Origin of the sequence: Micromonospora sp. WMMD987 (genome assembly GCF_029581435.1) — a bacterium.
GTDB lineage: Bacteria > Actinomycetota > Actinomycetes > Mycobacteriales > Micromonosporaceae > Micromonospora > Micromonospora rifamycinica.
Genome location: NZ_CP120861.1, coordinates 6,105,582 through 6,123,461, shown reverse-complemented (window position 1 = coordinate 6,123,461; position 17,880 = coordinate 6,105,582). Strand labels below are relative to the sequence as shown.

15 protein-coding genes and 1 pseudogene are annotated in these 17,880 nt (G+C 71.8%); 9 read left to right on the top strand and 7 right to left on the bottom strand.

Features of this window, described 5'->3' with window-relative positions:
• Positions 1 to 41 precede the first annotated feature (41 nt).
• From O7612_RS25955 to O7612_RS25940, 4 genes are read left to right on the top strand one after another with little or no spacing between them, the layout of a single operon-like run.
• The gene (locus O7612_RS25955; protein ID WP_282268161.1) at positions 42 to 968 is read left to right on the top strand and encodes an ABC transporter permease; all 927 of its coding nucleotides are present in this window, start codon (positions 42 to 44) and stop codon (positions 966 to 968) included.
• The gene (locus O7612_RS25950) at positions 961 to 1,938 is read left to right on the top strand and encodes an ABC transporter permease (protein ID WP_282268159.1); all 978 of its coding nucleotides are present in this window, start codon (positions 961 to 963) and stop codon (positions 1,936 to 1,938) included. The genes O7612_RS25955 and O7612_RS25950 overlap by 8 nt, the downstream gene beginning before the upstream one ends.
• A 19-nt stretch (positions 1,939 to 1,957) precedes the next feature.
• Positions 1,958 to 2,992 (top strand): ABC transporter ATP-binding protein, encoded by a 1,035-nt coding sequence (locus tag O7612_RS25945; protein ID WP_282274060.1) that lies wholly within the window; start codon positions 1,958 to 1,960, stop codon positions 2,990 to 2,992.
• A complete protein-coding gene (locus tag O7612_RS25940; RefSeq protein WP_282268157.1) occupies positions 2,985 to 3,998 on the top strand; it encodes a dipeptide ABC transporter ATP-binding protein in 1,014 nt (337 codons plus the stop codon). Before O7612_RS25945 ends, O7612_RS25940 begins: the two co-directional genes overlap by 8 nt.
• Before the next feature lie 120 nt (positions 3,999 to 4,118).
• Here the strand turns inward: O7612_RS25940 and O7612_RS25935 are convergent, their stop codons facing one another.
• Positions 4,119 to 4,544 carry a chorismate mutase gene (locus O7612_RS25935; RefSeq protein WP_282268155.1) on the bottom strand — a complete coding sequence of 142 codons (426 nt, stop codon included), beginning with the start codon at positions 4,542 to 4,544 and terminating at the stop codon, positions 4,119 to 4,121.
• A 275-nt stretch (positions 4,545 to 4,819) separates the two neighbouring features.
• The gene (locus O7612_RS25930) at positions 4,820 to 6,670 is read right to left on the bottom strand and encodes a bifunctional metallophosphatase/5'-nucleotidase (protein ID WP_282268153.1); all 1,851 of its coding nucleotides are present in this window, start codon (positions 6,668 to 6,670) and stop codon (positions 4,820 to 4,822) included.
• Between the two features lie 263 nt (positions 6,671 to 6,933).
• On the opposite strand from O7612_RS25930, the gene pcrA reads away from it, so the two are divergent.
• Complete coding sequence (gene pcrA / locus O7612_RS25925; protein ID WP_282268152.1) at positions 6,934 to 9,372, top strand: DNA helicase PcrA; 2,439 nt, start codon at positions 6,934 to 6,936, stop codon at positions 9,370 to 9,372.
• A 75-nt stretch (positions 9,373 to 9,447) separates the two neighbouring features.
• On the opposite strand, the gene O7612_RS25920 is transcribed toward pcrA, so the two are convergent.
• Both O7612_RS25920 and O7612_RS25915 read right to left on the bottom strand, forming a co-directional pair.
• Positions 9,448 to 10,197, bottom strand: coding sequence for a M23 family metallopeptidase (locus tag O7612_RS25920; RefSeq protein WP_282274059.1), 750 nt, complete (start codon positions 10,195 to 10,197; stop codon positions 9,448 to 9,450).
• Between the two features lie 405 nt (positions 10,198 to 10,602).
• A complete protein-coding gene (locus O7612_RS25915) occupies positions 10,603 to 11,319 on the bottom strand; it encodes a M23 family metallopeptidase (protein WP_282268148.1) in 717 nt (238 codons plus the stop codon).
• Positions 11,320 to 11,704: 385 nt separating this feature from the next.
• Between O7612_RS25915 and O7612_RS25910 the strand changes: the two genes are divergently transcribed.
• The 3 genes from O7612_RS25910 to sucD all read left to right on the top strand — a co-directional run bounded on the left by O7612_RS25910 (position 11,705) and on the right by sucD (position 14,567).
• On the top strand, positions 11,705 to 12,109 hold the full coding sequence (locus O7612_RS25910) for a cobalamin B12-binding domain-containing protein (protein ID WP_282268146.1): 405 nt from the start codon (positions 11,705 to 11,707) through the stop codon (positions 12,107 to 12,109).
• A 389-nt stretch (positions 12,110 to 12,498) separates the two neighbouring features.
• Positions 12,499 to 13,677, top strand: a complete 1,179-nt coding sequence (sucC, locus tag O7612_RS25905; protein WP_282268144.1) for an ADP-forming succinate--CoA ligase subunit beta — start codon at positions 12,499 to 12,501, stop codon at positions 13,675 to 13,677.
• 2 nt (positions 13,678 to 13,679) lie between these two features.
• Positions 13,680 to 14,567, top strand: a complete 888-nt coding sequence (gene sucD, locus O7612_RS25900; protein ID WP_282268141.1) for a succinate--CoA ligase subunit alpha — start codon at positions 13,680 to 13,682, stop codon at positions 14,565 to 14,567.
• Positions 14,568 to 14,694: 127 nt separating this feature from the next.
• Here the strand turns inward: sucD and O7612_RS25895 are convergent, their stop codons facing one another.
• A complete protein-coding gene (locus tag O7612_RS25895) occupies positions 14,695 to 14,952 on the bottom strand; it encodes a hypothetical protein (RefSeq protein WP_282268139.1) in 258 nt (85 codons plus the stop codon).
• 156 nt (positions 14,953 to 15,108) lie between these two features.
• Between O7612_RS25895 and O7612_RS25890 the strand changes: the two are divergent.
• Positions 15,109 to 16,386 (top strand): annotated as a pseudogene (locus O7612_RS25890) (DUF6350 family protein); the annotation flags it as partial.
• Positions 16,387 to 16,872: 486 nt separating this feature from the next.
• Here the strand turns inward: O7612_RS25890 and O7612_RS25885 are convergent.
• Positions 16,873 to 17,463, bottom strand: a complete 591-nt coding sequence (locus O7612_RS25885) for a hypothetical protein (protein ID WP_282268137.1) — start codon at positions 17,461 to 17,463, stop codon at positions 16,873 to 16,875.
• A gap of 26 nt (positions 17,464 to 17,489) precedes the next feature.
• Positions 17,490 to 17,789: a CD225/dispanin family protein gene (locus tag O7612_RS25880; protein WP_282268135.1), complete on the bottom strand. Its 300-nt coding sequence runs from the start codon at positions 17,787 to 17,789 to the stop codon at positions 17,490 to 17,492.
• Positions 17,790 to 17,880 lie beyond the last annotated feature (91 nt).

Here is a 17,880-nt window from a genome sequence, read left to right as displayed (position 1 = left end):
TGTCGGCCGTCCGACGCGCCCCCTGTCTGGAGGACCACCCCATGGGCCGCTATCTCTTGAGACGGCTGCTCCAACTCGTGCCGGTGTTCATCGGCACCACATTCATGATCTACGCACTCGTCTGGGCCGTGCCGGGCGACCCTTTCGCGGGCAAGTGCGGTGAGCGGAAGTGTCCGCAGGCCTACGTCGACTTCATGACGGAGAAGTACAGCCTCGACGAGAACGTGTTCGTCCAGTACGCGATCTACATGCAGAACCTCCTCAAGGGCGACTTCGGGCAGACGTTCAGCGGCCAGTCGATCAACGACATCATCGCGACGGCGTACCCCAACACGATGAAGCTGGCCGTGGTCGCGCTGGTCATCGAGGCGGTCATCGGCCTCACCGCCGGTGTGCTGACCGGTCTGCGTCGCAACGGTTTCCTGGACAACCTGGTGCTGGTCTCCACGCTGTTCCTGATCGCACTGCCGGTCTTCGTGGTCGGCTTCGTGCTCCAGTGGCTCTTCGGCGTGCAGTGGGGCATCGTCAAGCCGACCGTCTCCAGCGAGATGCGGCTCTCCGAACTGATCATCCCCGGCTTCGTGCTGGGTAGCGCGTCGACGGCGTACATCGCCCGGGTGGCGCGGACGAGCATCGCCGAGAACCGGCGGGCCGACTACGTGCGTACCGCGATCGCCAAGGGTCTGCCGATGCGCCGGGTGGTCGGGGTGCACCTGCTGCGCAACTCGCTGATCCCGGTGGTCACCCTGCTCGGCACCGACCTCGGTGCGCTGATGGGCGGTGCGATCGTCACCGAGGGCATCTTCGGCATCAACGGGATCGGCCGGCAGGTCTACCGGTCGATCGTCACCAAGGAGAGCGCTACCGTTGTCTCCATCGTGGTGGTGCTGGTGCTGGTCTACCTGCTGATGAACCTGCTGGTCGACCTGCTCTACGCCGCCCTGGACCCGAGGATCCGCTATGAGTGACCCCTCTACCGCCTCGATCGTCAGCACCCCCCGTGCCGAACAGCCCGGCCAGATCGGCGCCCCCGCGGACGCCGGTCTGCCGGAGAGCGCCCGCAAGGAGAAGCCCCGCGGTCTGCTCGGCGACGCCTGGCGCGACCTGCGCCGCAAGCCGCTGTTCTGGATCTCGGCCTTCTTCATCCTGTTGTTCATCGTGATGGCGGCCGTCCCGTCGCTGTTCAGCTCCGGCGACGCGGTGAACGGCAGCCTCGACAACAGCCTGGGCAAGCCCTCGTCGACGGCCTGGTTCGGCTACGACGTGCAGGGCCGCGACGTCTACGCCCGGGTCATCTACGGCGCCCGCGCCTCCGTCGTGGTGGCGCTGCTGTCCGTGGCCGGCACGCTGCTCTTCGGTGGCCTGATGGGGGTCGTCTCCGGCTACCGCGGCGGCTGGGTGGACGCGCTGCTCTCCCGGATCGCCGACGTCTTCTTCGGCCTGCCGTTCGTGCTCGGCGCGATCGTCATCCTGACCACGTTCAACGGGTCCGGGACGAGCAACAGCAAGTGGAAGATCATGGGCCTGGTCATCGCCTCGCTGGTGCTGCTGAGCTGGCCGGTCGTGATGCGGCTGATGCGCTCCTCGGTGCTGTCCACCAAGGAGGCCGACTACATCATGGCGGCCCGCGCGCTGGGTGCGGGGACGGGCCGGATCATCCTCAAGCACCTGCTGCCGAACTGTCTGGCTCCGCTGCTGGTGTACGGGACGATCATGGTCGGCTCCTTCATCGGCGCCGAGGCGACGCTCTCCTTCCTGGGTGTCGGCCTGAAGAGCCCGGTGGTGTCCTGGGGCATCATGATCAGTGAGGCGCAGAACTACATCCGTGTCGCGCCCTACCTGCTCTTCTTCCCCGCCGCGTTCCTCGTCACCGCCGTGCTGAGCTTCGTCATGCTCGGTGAGGCCGTCCGCGAGGCCCTCGACCCGAAGCTCCGATAGGGGAACTGAGTTGTCCGAGATTCTCGTTTCCGAGCAGTCCGCGCCGGGCGCCGACGGATCCGGCCGCCCCTCGGGCCGGCTGCTCGAGGTCGACGACCTGCGGGTGGAGTTCCGCACCCGGGACGGCGTCGCCAAGGTCATCAACGGGGTCACGTACCACGTCGATGCGGGGGAGACCCTCGCCGTGCTCGGCGAGTCCGGCTCCGGCAAGAGCGTCACCGCGCAGACCGTCATGGGCATCCTGGACATGCCGCCCGGCTTCGTCACGGGTGGTCAGGTCCGCTTCCACGGCAAGGACATGCTCACCATGTCCGCCGAGGAGCGTCGCCGTATCCGCGGCGAGGGCATCGCGATGATCTTCCAGGACTCGCTCTCCGCGTTGAACCCGGTCTTCACCGTCGGTTTCCAGATCGCCGAGCAGTTCCGGGTACGGCGCGGGATGAGCCGCTCGGACGCCAAGAAGCGGGCGATCGAGATGCTCGACCAGGTCAAGATCCCGAATGCCAAGGGGCGGTTCAGCAACTTCCCGCACCAGTTCTCCGGCGGTATGCGGCAGCGCGCGATGATCGCCATGTCGCTGGCGCTGGACCCGGAGGTGCTGATCGCCGACGAGCCGACCACCGCGCTGGACGTGACCGTGCAGGCCCAGATCATGGACCTGCTCGGCGAGCTCCAGCGGGAGCGCCGGATGGGCATGGTCCTGATCACCCACGACCTCGGCGTGGTCGCCGACGTCGCGGACCGGATCGCGGTCATGTACGCCGGCCGGATCGTCGAGGAAGCCGACGTCTACGACCTGTACGCCAAGCCGGCGCACCCGTACACCAGTGGCCTGCTCAACTCGATCCCCCGGCTCGACGAGAAGGGCCAGCAGCTCCGCACCATCAAGGGCCTGCCGCCGAACCTGATGAACATCCCGCCGGGCTGCCCGTTCAACCCGCGGTGCCCGATGGCGCAGCCGGTGTGCCGGGAGAAGCTCCCGCCGCTGCTGCAGATCCGCCCCGGCCGGGCCAGCGCCTGCCACTTCGCCGAGGAGCTGGTGAACCGTGACTGATCCCATCATCGAAGTCCGTGACCTGGTCAAGCACTACCCGGTCACCCGGGGCATCGTGCTCAAGAAGACCATCGGCCAGGTCAAGGCGGTCGACGGCGTCTCGTTCGAGCTGAAGGCCGGCGAGACGCTCGGCGTGGTCGGTGAATCGGGCTGCGGCAAGTCGACGCTGAGCCGGGTCCTGATGAACCTGGAGAAGCCGACCGGCGGCAGCGTCTACTACAAGGGCCAGGACATCTCCAAGCTCTCCGGTGGCGCGCTGCGGCGGCTGCGCCGGCAGATCCAGCTGGTGATGCAGGACCCGTACACCTCGTTGAACCCGCGGATGACGGTCGGTGACCTGATCGGGGAGCCGTTCGAGATCCACCCGGAGGTGGCGCCGAAGGGCAGCCGCCGGGACAAGGTCCGGGAACTGCTCGACCTGGTGGGCCTCAACCCGGAGCACATCCACCGGTACCCGCACCAGTTCTCCGGTGGCCAGCGGCAGCGCATCGGCATCGCCCGCGCGCTCGCCCTGCGCCCCGAGGTGATCGTCTGCGACGAGCCGGTCTCCGCCCTGGACGTCTCGATCCAGGCCCAGGTGATGAACCTGCTGGAGCAGCTCCAGAACGAGTTGGGCCTGTCCTACGTCTTCATCGCCCACGACCTGTCGGTGGTCCGGCACCTCTCCGACCGGGTCGCGGTGATGTACCTCGGCAAGATCGTGGAGATCGGCACCGAGGACGAGATCTACGAGCGGCCGACGCACCCGTACACCCAGGCGTTGCTCTCCGCGGTGCCGGTGCCGGACCCGACGCTGCGGGACAACAAGGCGATCATCCGGCTCACCGGTGACGTGCCGTCCCCGATCAGCCCGCCCTCGGGCTGCCGGTTCCGCACCCGGTGCTGGAAGGCGCAGGAGGTCTGCGCCGAGCAGCAGCCGCTGCTGGAGATCCGCTCCGGCTCGGACCACCCGAGCGCCTGCCACTTCGCCGAGAAGCGGGAGATCGTCGCCACCCACGAGGCGTGAGACACCCGGGCCGCCTGCCACCGTCAGCCCGACGGTGGCAGGCGGTTCGTCATGTCCAGGCCGGGCCGGTCGGCGGCACCGCCGCCGACCGTGGTCCGCCCCCGGTCGGCGGCGGCGGGGCTACAGCGGTCCGCGCCCGGCCCGCAGCAGCAGCAGCGCGAGCTGGGTGCCGTCGGCCCCCAACTCGCTGCGGAAGCGCTCCAGGATCTCCCGTTCCCGGGAGAGCACCAGCCGGGTGCCCCCGGAGGCCATCCGGGTCACCCCGACCTCCCGGGAGAGCGCCGCCCGCTCCTGCCAGAGCGCGATGAGCGTACGGTCGATCTCGTCGATCCGTTGCCGGATCGCGACGATCCGCTCGGCCGCCGCCGTGTCACCGGTACCGGTGCGGGCGGCGACGTCGACCGGGTCGGCATCCGTCGGGCCGACGTCGACCGGGCCGGTGCCGATCGGGTCGGCGTCGACCGGGCCGGTGCCGATCGGGTCGGCCGGAGCCGGGTCGTCGTGCCGCGCGGGGACACCGCTGGACTCCACCACGTCAGTCATCATCGTCGTACCCCTCGGGTCTCGGGCCCGGTGTTCGGATCCCGGGACGAAAAAGCCCCGGGCTCTCCGAGCCCGGGGCTTTCGTAGGTCCTGTCGATCAGGCGCGACCCACGGCAGCCGGACTCCCGGTGCCGTAGTAAAAGTAGAAACGCCGATCGCACACGCCGTCGAGTATGCCGACCGGTGGCCGGTCCGCGCAAGCACACCCTGGCCACCGGTGGGAAAAGGACCCCTCGGCACCGCGCGCACGCGTCGGCGAGGGGTCCTTTTCCGTCCGGTCAGCCGAGGCGGGTGATGCGGTCGGCCGCGGTGGGGGCCACCGGTTCCCCGGCGGCCAGGTACGCCACCAGGGCGTCCACGTCGAAGCCGGGCGCCGTGGTCCGGCCGGTGCCGCCGGTCAGCTCGGAGAACCCGTCCCCACCGTTGGCGAGGAAGTCGTTCGTGGTGACCCGGTAGCTGCCCGCCGGATCGACCGGGGTGCCGTTGAGGGCCAGCGCGCTGACCCGGGAGCCCGCCGGGGCGGTGCTGTCGTACGAGTAGGTCAGCCCGGCCGACGGCTGGAGGATGCGCTGGGCGGTCTGCCCGTTGAAGCCGACGAACTGCTGCTCCAGCACGTTCTTGAGCTGCGCGCCGGTGAACGTCTGGGTGACCACCAGGTTGTTGAACGGCTGCACGGTGAACGCCTCGCCGTAGGTCACCTCACCCGGCGCCTCGCCACCGGCCGACGCCCCGTACGCCAGGGAGGCCCGGACGCCGCCGGGGTTCATCAGCGCGAGCTGCGCCCCGTCGCCCTTCGTGTACGCCAGCTGGGCGTCGGCGATCACGTCACCCATCGGGCTCTCCCCGTTGGGCCGGGCGTCCCGGACGATGTCCGCACTGATCTTCCCGACCACCCGGTTGGCGATCGGGGCGACCGCCGTGCGGTACTTGTCGGCCAGCGCCTTCGCGCCCGCGTCGACCAGGGCCGGGTTCTTGGCGAACACCCCGCCGGTCTGCTGCCAGGTCCCGTCGGCGTTGCGCACGCCGTTCTCCACGACCACGTTCTTTGCGGTGATGCCGGTGAACCGGCCGGTACGCCGGTCCAGCGAGTAGTCGATGTCGGTGACCAGCTGGCCGTTGTTGCCGGCGCTGGTGACCACGCTCGGCTTGCCCGAGGAGTTCGGCAGCGAGCAGGAGTAGAAGCGGTGGGTGTGCCCGGAGACCACCACGCCGAACTCCGGCCGCAGGCCCTTGACGATGTCGACGATCGGGCCGGAGAAGTTGGCGCAGTCGGAGACCCCCGGGGTGGTCGGCGGCGCGGACTGGGTGCCGCCCTCGTGCACCAGCAGGACCATCGCCTTGACCCCGAAGAGCTTGAGCACGGCGCCCCACTTGTTGGCGGTCTGCACCTCGTCGGCGAAGGTGACGTCCTTGATGCCGGCCGGGTTGACGATGCCCGGGGTGCCCTCCAGGGTGACCCCGACGAAGCCGACCGGCACGCCGCCGACGAACTTCACGTCGATCGGGGGCAGGATCGGCAGCTTGGTCTTCTTGTTGATGGTGTTGGCGGCGAGGTAGGTGAACTTCGCCCCGGCGAAGCCGTCGCCGTCCTGGCAGCCGTCGACCGGGTGGCAGCCGCCCTTGTTGATCCGGAGCAGCTCCTTGACGCCCTCGTCGAACTCGTGGTTGCCGACCGAGCTGACGTCCAGGCCGATCTGGTCCATCAGCTCGATGGTGGGCTCGTCGTGGAAGGCGGCGCTGACCAGCGGGGAGGCCCCGATCAGGTCGCCGGCGCCGACGGTGGTGGTGACCCGACCCTCGGCCTTCGCCTCGGCGCGCAGCTTCTTCAGCCAGGTGGCGAGGTACTCCACCCCGCCGGCCGGGGTGCCGTTGACGGTGGCGCCACTGCCACCGGGCGGGTCGATCGCCCCGTGGAAGTCGTTGTAGCTGAGGAACTGGCCCTTGACCTCGCCACCGGTCGTGGTGGCGTACGAGACGGCGACCGGGGCGAGACCGGCCCCGGACGCGACGTCGGCCGGCGGCGTGGTGGTGCGGCCGGTGCTGGGCAGGCTGGCCACGACAGCCAGGGCGAGGGCCGGCGCGGCGAGGTGACGCAGCACGGCCCGACCGCGCGAGCGCGGTTGACTCATGGTTGTTCTCCCAAGTCGTCTTCGGGGGAGCAGGCGGGGATTTCCCGCGTCATCGTCGCGCCTCGGGGACGAAGATGCCAGTGGGACCACCGTGACAGCTTTGTCTCAGTCCGGGCCGGTCGCCGGACCGGGGGACGGCGGCGGGTCGGCGGCGGCAATGATGACGGCGGCGGGTCGGCGACGGCGACGGCGGCGGCGACGGGTCGGCCTTCCGGGTGTGCGCGGCGGGAAGTGTCCGGCCCACGGCATAGACTCGCCGGGCGATGCATCCTCTCTTCGACATCCCCGCGTCCCCCGCCGAGCCCGAGCCCGCGTCGGTCCCACCGCGCCGCCCCGGCCCGGCCCGCCGTCTCGACCCGCAGGAACTGGTGGAGGGCCTGAACAGCCCGCAGCGGGACGCGGTCACCCATGCCGGCACGCCGCTGCTGATCGTGGCCGGGGCCGGCTCCGGCAAGACCCGGGTGCTCACCCACCGGATCGCCTACCTGCTCGCCGCGCGGGACGTCCATCCCGGCGAGATCATCGCGATCACCTTCACCAACAAGGCCGCGGGTGAGATGAAGGAGCGGGTGGCCCATCTGGTCGGTCCGCGCGCCCGGCTGATGTGGGTGTCGACGTTCCATTCCGCCTGCGTCCGCATCCTGCGGGCCGAGCACGAGCACGCCGGCCTCAAGTCGACCTTCTCCATCTACGACGCCGACGACTCCCGCCGGTTGATGCAACTGGTCACCAGGGAGCTGGATCTCGACCCGAAGCGCTACCCGGCCCGGGGGCTGGCCGCCCAGGTGTCCAACCTGAAGAACGAGCTGGTCGATCCGGAGGAGTTCGCCGGCCGGGCCAAGGGGCCCAACGAGCGGGCGCTGGCCGAGGCGTACACGCTCTACCAGCGGCGGCTGCGCGAGTCGCACGCGCTGGACTTCGACGACCTGATCATGACGACGGTGCACCTGCTCCAGTCGCACCCGCACGTCGCGGAGAGCTACCGCCGCCGGTTCCGGCACGTCCTGGTCGACGAGTACCAGGACACCAACCATGCGCAGTACACCCTGATCAAGGAGCTGGTCGCCGGCACCGAGGGGATCGCGCCGGCCGAGCTGTGCGTGGTCGGTGACGCGGACCAGTCGATCTACGCGTTCCGGGGTGCGACGATCCGCAACATCCTGGAGTTCGAGCGGGACTTCACCGACGCCCGGACGATCCTGCTGGAGCAGAACTACCGCTCCACCCAGACCATCCTCAACGCGGCCAACGCCGTGATCGACCGGAACACCTCCCGCAAGCCGAAGCGGCTGTGGAGCGACGCCGGGGCGGGCGAGCAGATCGTCGGCTACGTCGCCGACACCGAGCACGCCGAGGCCGACTGGGTGGGCCGGGAGGTCGACCGGCTGGTCGACGCGGGGGAGACCCGCCCCGGTGACGTGGCCGTCTTCTACCGCACCAACGCCCAGTCCCGGGTCTTCGAGGAGGTGTTCATCCGGGTCGGCCTGCCCTACAAGGTGGTCGGCGGGGTGCGCTTCTACGAGCGCAAGGAGGTCCGGGACGCGCTGGCCTACCTGCGCGCGGTGGTCAACGAGGACGACACGGTCAGCCTCCGCCGGGTGCTGAACACCCCCCGCCGGGGCATCGGTGACCGGGCCGAGGCGTGCGTCGAGGCACTAGCCGGCCGGGACCGGATCTCCTTCGGCGCGGCGCTGCGCCGGGCACGGGAGGCACCGGGCATCTCGACCCGGGCCGCCAACTCCATCGGCGAGTTCGTCGCGCTGCTCGACGGCGCCCGCGAACTGGCCGAGGAGGGCACCCCGGAGGAGGTGCTGGAGGCGCTGCTGACCCGTTCGGGCTACCTGACCGAGCTGGAGGAGAGCCTCGACCCGCAGGACGCCGGCCGGGTCGACAACCTCCAGGAACTGGTCAGCGTCGCCCGGGAGTACACCGAGCGGATCGAGGCGCTGGGTGGCGAGGACGAGCGGGCCACCCTGGCCGGCTTCCTGGAGCAGGTGGCGCTGGTCGCCGACGCCGACCAGATCCCTGTCCAACCAGGATCGTCGCCTGACGGCGCCGAGGCAGACGACGTCGCGCCCCATCAGGGTGTGGTCACCCTGATGACCCTGCACACCGCCAAGGGGCTGGAGTTCCCGGTGGTCTTCCTGACCGGCCTGGAGGACGGTGTCTTCCCGCACCTGCGTTCGCTGGGCGACACCCGGGAGCTGGAGGAGGAGCGCCGGCTGGCGTACGTGGGGATCACCCGGGCCCGGCAGCGGCTCTACCTCTCCCGCGCGGTGACCCGGTCGGCCTGGGGGCAGCCGTCCTACAACCCACCGTCCCGGTTCCTGGAGGAGTTGCCGCCGGAGCTGGTCCGCTGGGAGCGCACCGAGGGCACGTACACCTCGTGGGCCGGTGGGGGCGGTGGCGTCGGCGGCCGTGCGGACCGCGCGCCCGGCGGGCGCGGCGGTTTCACCGGGGGTACGCCGAGAGCCGCCGAACTGGCGAAGCGACTGGGGGTGGACGCCAGCCGGCTGGCCACCGCCAGTGAGCTGCCGCAGGGGCCGAAGGTGTCGGCCGGTGACCGGGTCAACCACCAGCGCTACGGGCTGGGCCGGGTGCTCGCGGTGGAGGGGCACGGACCGGGCGCCCGGGCGCAGATCGACTTCGGTGACCAGACCATGTGGCTGGTGCTGCGGCACGCTCCGCTCGACAAACTCTGATCGGGCCGCGGCCCCGCCCCCGACCGGGGGCGGGGCCGCGACGGTTCAGCTCGACCGGTCCGCCGACGGTTCGGCTCAGCAGGCCACGTCGATGCCGCGGGCGCGCAGGAACGGTGCCGGGTCGATCTGGTTCCACATCTGCCCCTGGTGCACCTCGAAGTGCAGGTGGGGGCCGGTGGAGTCGCCGGTGGAGCCCTCGTAGCCGATCACCTGGCCGACGCCGACCCGGTCGCCGACGGCGACCTTCAGGCTGCCCTGGTGGGCGTAGTGGGTCAGGTAGCCGTTGCCGTGGTCGAGGAAGACCGAGATGCCGTAGCCGTCCCCCGCGTCACCGGCCTTGACCACGGTGCCCGCCGCAGCGGCGTGGATCGGCGTGCCGGCCGGCAGGGCGAAGTCGATGCCGGCGTGCAGCACGCCGCCCCGTTGCCCGTAGCAGGAGGTGATCTGGGCGCCGGCCATCGGGATCACCCACGACGGCTTCGGCTTCGGGGTGGTCGCCCTCGGGACGGCGGCCCGGGGCCGCTGCGTCGCCGCCCGGGGCTTCGTGGCGGCCTTCGTCGGGGTGGCCGCCGGGGTCGGGCTGACGGTGGCGGGGACCGGCACGGCGGTCGGGCTGGCCGGGGCGGTCGACTCCCGGGCGGACCGGTCGGCGCGGGAGTCGGCCTCCGCGCGGTCCCGGGCGTCGAGGGCGACCGTCGCCGGCTCGGGGGCGTCGTCCCGGTCGAGGATGACCGTGGCGACACCGGCCAGCCCGAGGCCGATCAGTGCGACCGCGCCGGCGGCGAGGACCCGTCCGGCGGGTGGTCGCCGCCGGTGCCGGACCACGGCGGCGGTGGTCCCGGCCGACGGGGTGACCCGGGCGGTGCCGTCGCCCGGGGTGACGGGGGCGGTGCCGTGGTTCGGGGTGACGGGGGTGGTGCTGTCGCTGCGGGGCGTGCTGTCGTCCCGGCGGTGGCTGTCTTCCTGCACGGTGGACCTTCACACTCAGGGGTTCGGACCGGAACCATCCTGGGTGTCGAACCGGGCCGGGGGCGGCACGGGTGCCGGTGGGGTGCCCGCGGCGGGTGGCACGCTGCCGGGCTATGTCCCGCCGGGGTGTCGTCTGCCCAGTTACCGGATCCGGGACCACCGTGTCCCGGGTCACCTCGCCAGGTGTGACGCAGGATACTTGGCCACACGAAGAACCGCCCGGATCGGTGGATCCGGGCGGTCGACGGGCGTTGCTGGTGATCAGGAAGCGGCGGCCTCGGTGTAGTACGCCTCGACTTGCAGCTTGATGTCCACTCCGCGCTCCTGGAGCCACGGCACCGGGTCGAGGGGCTGGCCCTTGACATGGACCTCCAGGTGCAGGTGGGCACCGTACGAGTGACCGGTGTTGCCGACCAGACCGAGCTGGTCACCCGCCTTGACCTGCTGGCCCTCGCGCACGCTCACCGCCGAGGAGTGCCCGTAGATGGCCTCGCTGCCGTCGGCGTGCTGCACGATCACCGCGTTGCCGTAGCCGCCGAACCAGCCGGCCTTGGTGACCGTGCCCGAGTGGATGGCCACGTACGGGGTGCCCTCCGGGGCGACCAGGTCGATGCCGGTGTGCAGCCTGCCCCACCGGACGCCGTACGGGGAGTTGAAGTCGTAGCCCTGCATGGGGAGCAGCCACGGGTCCTGCGCGTTGGTGCCGGCCTCGGCACCCCGGGCGTCGCTCCGGGTGGCCCGCTCGGCGGCGTCGGCCCGCGCGGCCGCGTCCTGGCTGGTGATCGAGGCCTGGCGGAGCTCGTCGAGCACCGACGGGCTGACGCTCTTGGCGTCCGGCATCGCCCCCGCACCGAGCGCGACGATGCCGGCACCGACGAACGCGCTGGTGACGACCGCCGCGTAGCGGCTCCGTGGCGGGGTGGGTACACGGCGACGGCCGCGATATCTATCGGGCTCAGACGACAGGCGCTGGCGCACGCACACCCTCCGTTGTCGGGGATCCGATGCGACCTCCGACCGTTCGGTGTTGCCGATCGAACGGACGTCGGTCGCGTCATCACCCGTCCGTGGACCTGATGACAACCGTGGACACGTTAGCCCTCCGCCGCTTCGGTCACAAGCGGCAGCGCCGGAGCGTCCACGCTAAATGTCCGGTTCCGTGGTGCATTGTCATAGCCCGTAGCGCCGGACGGCCGTCCCTGTTCCTGCCCGTTCGTCGCGCACTGTGACCGTTCGGCGGAGGCGTCCGGCTTCCGGTAGCCGCGCTGGGACGGTAGGCGTCCGTCCCGGCTTCTGTACCCCTGCGAGGTGGGTTACCGTTCGTTCAGCTGGTAGCCGCGAAGCGGGGAAAGGTGTGCGCCTGATGAGCTCTCGCATTCGGGTGGTCGTCGCGAAGCCGGGCCTCGACGGCCATGACCGGGGTGCCAAGGTGGTGGCGCGGGCGCTGCGCGACGCCGGCATGGAGGTCATCTACACCGGGCTGCACCAGACGCCGGAGCAGATCGTGGAGACCGCGATCCAGGAGGACGCCGACGCGGTCGGTCTCTCCGTGCTCTCCGGCGCGCACATGACGCTCTTCCGCCGGGTGCTGGAGCTGCTCGCCGAGCGGGACGCGCGGGACATCGTCGTCTTCGGCGGCGGCATCATCCCCGACGCCGACATCCCCGAGCTGACGGAACTCGGCGTCGCGAAGATCTTCACGCCGGGTGCCACCACCCAGGCGATCGTCGAGTGGGTCCGCGCCAACGTGGCGCAGCCGGTCGGCTGACGATTCCGGGCAGGGTGAAGGGCCGGACGCACCCCTCACACGCCCGGCCCTTCTATGCACGATGCCCCGCCGCCACCCCTCGACCGACAGGGCATCGGCCGCTCCCGTCTTCGCGCTGACCAGCGCTCCGACATCAGACTCAACGACGCCCGTACGGTGGGGTTACGCGTCACGCGGGACAACCTGTGGACGATTCTGTGCCGTCGGCGAGTCGCCCACGGCGCGCTGTGCATTACCGCACACCGCGCACCCGCTCGGTTGCCGCCGGTGCCCACCTCGCTAGGCTGCGGCCAATGGCCTGTTTCAACTGATGACAGGCGTCAACGGAGTTTCTCAACGCTGGCGGCGGCGCGACGGCGCGCCGCGGAGACGGGACGGGACGCGCAATCGTGGACCTGTACGAGTACCAGGGGCGGGACCTGTTCGAGCGGCACGGCTTACCCGTGCTCGCCGGCGGCGTCGCCACGACCCCGGAGGAGGCCCGCGCGATCGCCGAACGCCTCGGCGGTCGGGTGGTCGTCAAGGCGCAGGTGAAGGTCGGTGGCCGAGGCAAGGCCGGCGGCGTCAAGCTGGCCGAGGGCGCCGACGAGACGGTGGCCAGGGCCACCGACATCCTCGGCATGGACATCAAGGGCCACACCGTCCACAAGGTCATGATCACGGTGACCGCGGACGTGGCCGAGGAGTACTACTTCTCCTATCTGCTCGACCGGGCGAACCGCACCTTCCTCTGCATCGCCAGCGTGGCCGGCGGCATGGACATCGAGCAGGTCGCCGCCGAGACCCCCGACAAGGTCGTCAAGGCCCCGATCGACGCGGTCGAGGGCGTCGACGAGGCGAAGGCCCGGGAGATCGTCGACGCGGCCGGTTTCCCGGCCGAGGTCGCCGACCAGGTGGTGGCGGTCGCGGTGGGGCTGTGGAAGGCCTTCGTCGCCGAGGACGCCACCCTGGTCGAGGTGAACCCGCTGGCCACGACGGGCGACGGCACGCTGCTGCTGCTCGACGCCAAGGTCACGCTGGACGAGAACGCCGGCTTCCGGCACCCCGACCACGAGGCCCTGGTCGACCAGGCCGCGGTGGACCCGCTGGAGCAGGCCGCCAAGGAGAAGGACCTCAACTACGTCAAGCTCGACGGCGAGGTCGGCATCATCGGCAACGGCGCGGGCCTGGTCATGTCCACCCTCGACGTGGTGGCCTACGCGGGCGAGCGGCACGGGAACGTCAAGCCGGCCAACTTCCTCGACATCGGTGGTGGCGCGAGCGCCGCGGTGATGGCCAACGGCCTGGAGATCGTGCTCTCCGACCCGTCGGTGCGCAGTGTCTTCGTCAACGTCTTCGGCGGCATCACCGCCTGTGACGAGGTCGCCAACGGCATCATCCAGGCGCTGGCCCTGCTGGAGGAGCGCGGCGAGAAGGTCACCAAGCCGCTCGTGGTCCGGCTCGACGGCAACAACGCGGAGGCCGGTCGGGCGATCCTCGACGGCGCCGAGAACCCGCTCGTGCAGCGGGTCGACACCATGGACGGCGCGGCCGAGCGGGCCGCCGAGCTGGCAGCTGCGGGGGTCTGACGATGGCGATCTGGCTGACCAAGGAGTCCAAGGTCATCGTGCAGGGGATGACCGGATCCGAGGGTTCCAAGCACACCCGGCGGATGCTCGCCGCCGGCACCTCGGTCGTCGGCGGGGTGAACCCGCGCAAGGCCGGCACCACCGTCGACTTCGACGGCACCGAGCTGCCGGTGTTCGCCTCCGTGGCGGACGCGATGCGGGAGACCGGGGCGGACGTCACGGTGATCTTCGTACCGCCGCAGTTCACCAAGGGGGCGGTGGTCGAGGCGATCGACGCCGGGATCCCGCTCGCCGTGGTGATCACCGAGGGCGTGCCGGTGCACGACACCGCCTCGTTCTGGGCGTACAACGTGGCCAAGGGCGAGCAGACCCGGATCATCGGGCCGAACTGCCCCGGCATCGCCTCGCCGGGCGCCGCCAACGCGGGCATCATCCCGGCCGACATCACCGGCTCCGGCCGGATCGGCCTGGTCAGCAAGAGTGGCACGCTGACCTACCAGATGATGTACGAGCTGCGCGACATCGGCTTCTCCACCTGCGTCGGCATCGGCGGTGACCCGATCATCGGGACCACCCACATCGACGCCCTCGCCGCGTTCGAGGCCGACCCGGACACCGACGCGATCGTGATGATCGGCGAGATCGGCGGCGACGCCGAGGAGCGGGCCGCCGACTTCATCAAGGACAACGTCACCAAGCCGGTGGTCGGCTACATCGCCGGCTTCACCGCGCCCCCCGGCAAGACCATGGGGCACGCGGGCGCGATCATCTCCGGCTCGGCGGGCACCGCCGAGGCCAAGCAGCAGGCGCTGGAGGCGGTCGGCGTCAAGGTCGGCAAGACCCCGACCGAGACCGCCAAGCTGATGCGGGAGCTGATGTCGGGCCGCTGAGCCGCCGACCACACCGCCCGGCCGGACCGGCCACCCCGACCGGCCGGGCGGCCCGACGGTGACCGGGCCGTCCGCCCGGCCGGGGTCGGGCGCAGCACCGAGGGGGCCGACCGGCGACGGTCGGCCCTCAGTCGTTCCAGAGCGGGTACGTCCCGCTGGCCCGCCAGATCGCCGTACCGATGATGTTGATGACGCCGAACGCGATGGCCAGGTAGCCGAGGACCGGCGACTGGCCGTACCGCTTGGCGTCCCGGATCGACAGATAGCCGAAGATGATGCCCAGGATGCCGCAGCAGACCAGGCCGAGGACGATGCCGAGCACCCCCCAGAGGGTGGTGCGGTCCCGCCCGGCCGCAGCCGGTGGTGGTGGGTACGAGGCGTTCACGGCTTCCTCCGGGCGATCGGTGCCCCGACTTCGGTCGAGTCCCTGCGCCGAGGCTAGACCGGATCGGCGGCCGGGGGCGGTGGATCACGGAACTCGCCGGGTCCGGGCGGCCCGGACGGGCAGCCGCCACCGGTCCGACGTGCCAGAGTAGACCCGATGTCCTCGACCACCCCTGATCAGCCACGCCGTCCCGCCGGGGTCCGTGCCGGTGGGCGGCCGCCCGGTCGTGCCGGCGGGCCGCCCCGGGTGTCCACCGCCCGTACGCCGGAGCGGTCCGGACGTTCCCGGGCACCGCTGCCGGTCGCCGCCGGGGTGGCCGCCGCCGGAGCCGCCGTCACCTCGTACCTGCCGGTGGCGTTGGTGCTGGGATCAGCCCAGCTCAGCGAGGACGCCGGCTCGGTGCCGGGGGCCCTGCGCGCCGGGCTGGCCGGATGGCTGCTCGGCCACGGGGTGCCGTTGCAGACGACCGCCGGCCCGCTCGGTCTCGTCCCGTTGACGCTCGCCGGGTTCGCGTTCTGGCGGCTGTCCCGGGCCGGGGTGCACGCCAGCCGGGCGGTGGGTGCCCGCGGCGGCCGGTCCCTCCGGCAGGCGGCCGCCGTCGCGGTCGCCGTCGGCACCGGGTACGCCCTGCTCGGCGTGCTGGCCGCGCTGTTGGTCGACGATGCCGGCCTACGGGTGTCCCCGGTGCGGGCCGGGTCGACCCTGCTGATCTTCGGCACCCTGGCCGCCCTGCTCGGGGCGGCCCGCACCACCGGGGTGGCCGCCCTGACCGCGGCCCGCGCCCCCACGCCGCTGCGCGAGGGCGTCCGTACCGGCCTGGTCACGGCTCTGCTGCTGCTCGGGGCCGGTGCCGGGGCGGCCGGGCTGGCGGTGGTGAGCGCCGGGGGAGACGCCGCCGACCTGATCGGGGCCTACCGGACCGGGGTCGCCGGCCAGGCCGGGATCACCCTGGTCAGCCTGGCCTACGTGCCGAACGCCGCCGTCTGGTCGACCGCCTACCTGCTCGGTCCCGGGTTCGCCGTCGGCACCGACACGGCGGTGCGGCTCAGCGAGGTCTCCGTCGGGTCGTTGCCGGCCGTACCGCTGCTCGCCGGGCTGCCCAGCGGCCCGGTCGACGGGATCGGGGCGGCGCTGCTGGCGGTACCGGTGCTGGCCGGCATGGCGGCGGGCTGGCTGCTCGGTCGCCGGTTGCTCCGCCCGGACGCCGAGGACCGCCCCACGGCGGGCTGGGCGGCGCTGCTCGGCCCGGCGGCGCTCGCCGGCCCGGTGGTCGGCCTGGTCCTCGGGCTGGCCTCGGCGGCCTCCGGCGGCCCGCTCGGCGGCGGCCGGCTGGCCGACATTGGCCCGGTGCCCTGGCAGGTGGCGGCGGTGGCGACCGCGGTGGTCACGGTCGGTGCCCTGCTCGGGGCCGCCGCCGCCAAGACCCTCGACCGTCCGTCGCCCGCTCCCCGCCCACCCGCCCGGTCGCGGCCACCCGTCGGCCGCCCCCGACCGTCCCACGACCGTCCCGGCGCGACCGGGGACAGGCTCTCCCCGACCGGGGACCGACGCCACCCGACCGGGGACCGGCCGCCGCGTCCGGTGCCCGACTGAGCCGACCGGCCGCCGCGTCCCTCGGCCCCATGCCCATCGCGCCGACCGGCGACCGCGTCCGTCGGCCCCATGCCCATCGCGCCGACCGGCCGCCGCGTCCGGTGGTCCATCGAGCCGGCCGGCGACCACGTCCGTCGGCCCCACGCGGCCGACCGGCCGTCGCGTCCGGTGGTCCACGGCGTGGGAGCGGCCCCGGTGCGACGCCCCGGGACGGACCGACCCGGAGCGCACCGACCCGCGGCGCACCGCCCTACGGTGGTCCCGCAACGCGGACACGGCGAGGGGCGCCCCGGACGGTGCCGGGACGCCCCTCGATGTCGCGCCCGGTCAGGGCGAGGTGGGCAGCGTGAAGGAGCCGACGATGTTGAGGAGCACCAGCAGGAGGCCCAGTCCGACCGCGACCGCGCCGCAGATCAGGCCGGCCTTGGCCTGACCGCCGTTGCCGGCCAGACCCTGGTTCGCCTTCTGCATGCCCAGCCAGCCGGTGACCACCGCGCCGATGCCGACGGGGATGCCCAGGAAGGCGCAGCAGACCAGCGGGATCGAGGCGATGCCGAGGATCAACGACACCAGGCCGAGGGTGTTCTGCTGCCCCTGGGGCGCCGGGTAGCCGGCCCCCGGGTACGAGGCCGCCCCGTACGGTTGCGCCCCGTACGGGTCCTTTCCGACGGGCTGGCCGTACGGGTCGGGTTGGCCGTACGGCTGGCCCGACGTGGGCTGGGGGCCGTACGGGTCGTGCGGCTGCTGCCCGTACGGCGCCGGTGGCTGCTGCCCGTACGGTGCCGGTGGCTGCTGCCCGTACGGCGCCTGCGGCGCGGCGTACGGGTCCTGCGGCTGGCCCGGGGCAGGCTGCTGCCCGTACGGGTCGTGCGGGGGCTGCTGGCCGTACGGGTCCTGGCCGGGGTTTCCGGGCTGCATGGCGGGTGCTCCTCAGTCGTGGTCCGTCAGTAGCTGCTCGTGCTGGTGCTGCCGTCGATTGCGCCCATCACACCACCGAAGAGGCAGCAGAGCAGCACGATGACGAGCCAGACCCCACCGATGATGAAGGCCAGCTTCGACCACTTCTTGGATTCCCGGGCGGCGGCCTCGGCGCCCGCGTAGTCGCCCTGCTGGAGAGCGGGGTTGACCTTCGAGGCGTTGATGATGGCGGGGATCGCCAGCGGCCAGAAGAAGAAGATGGCCACGATCGACGCGGTCATGTTGTTGTTGATCGGCTGCTGCGGGTTGGGGTAGCCGGGCTGCATCGTGGAACTCCTCGTTCACGTCGGTACGGCGTCCGTACCTGATCATTGGCAAGAGTGCGGCGGTCGGAGGTGATCCGGCCACCGGGCGACC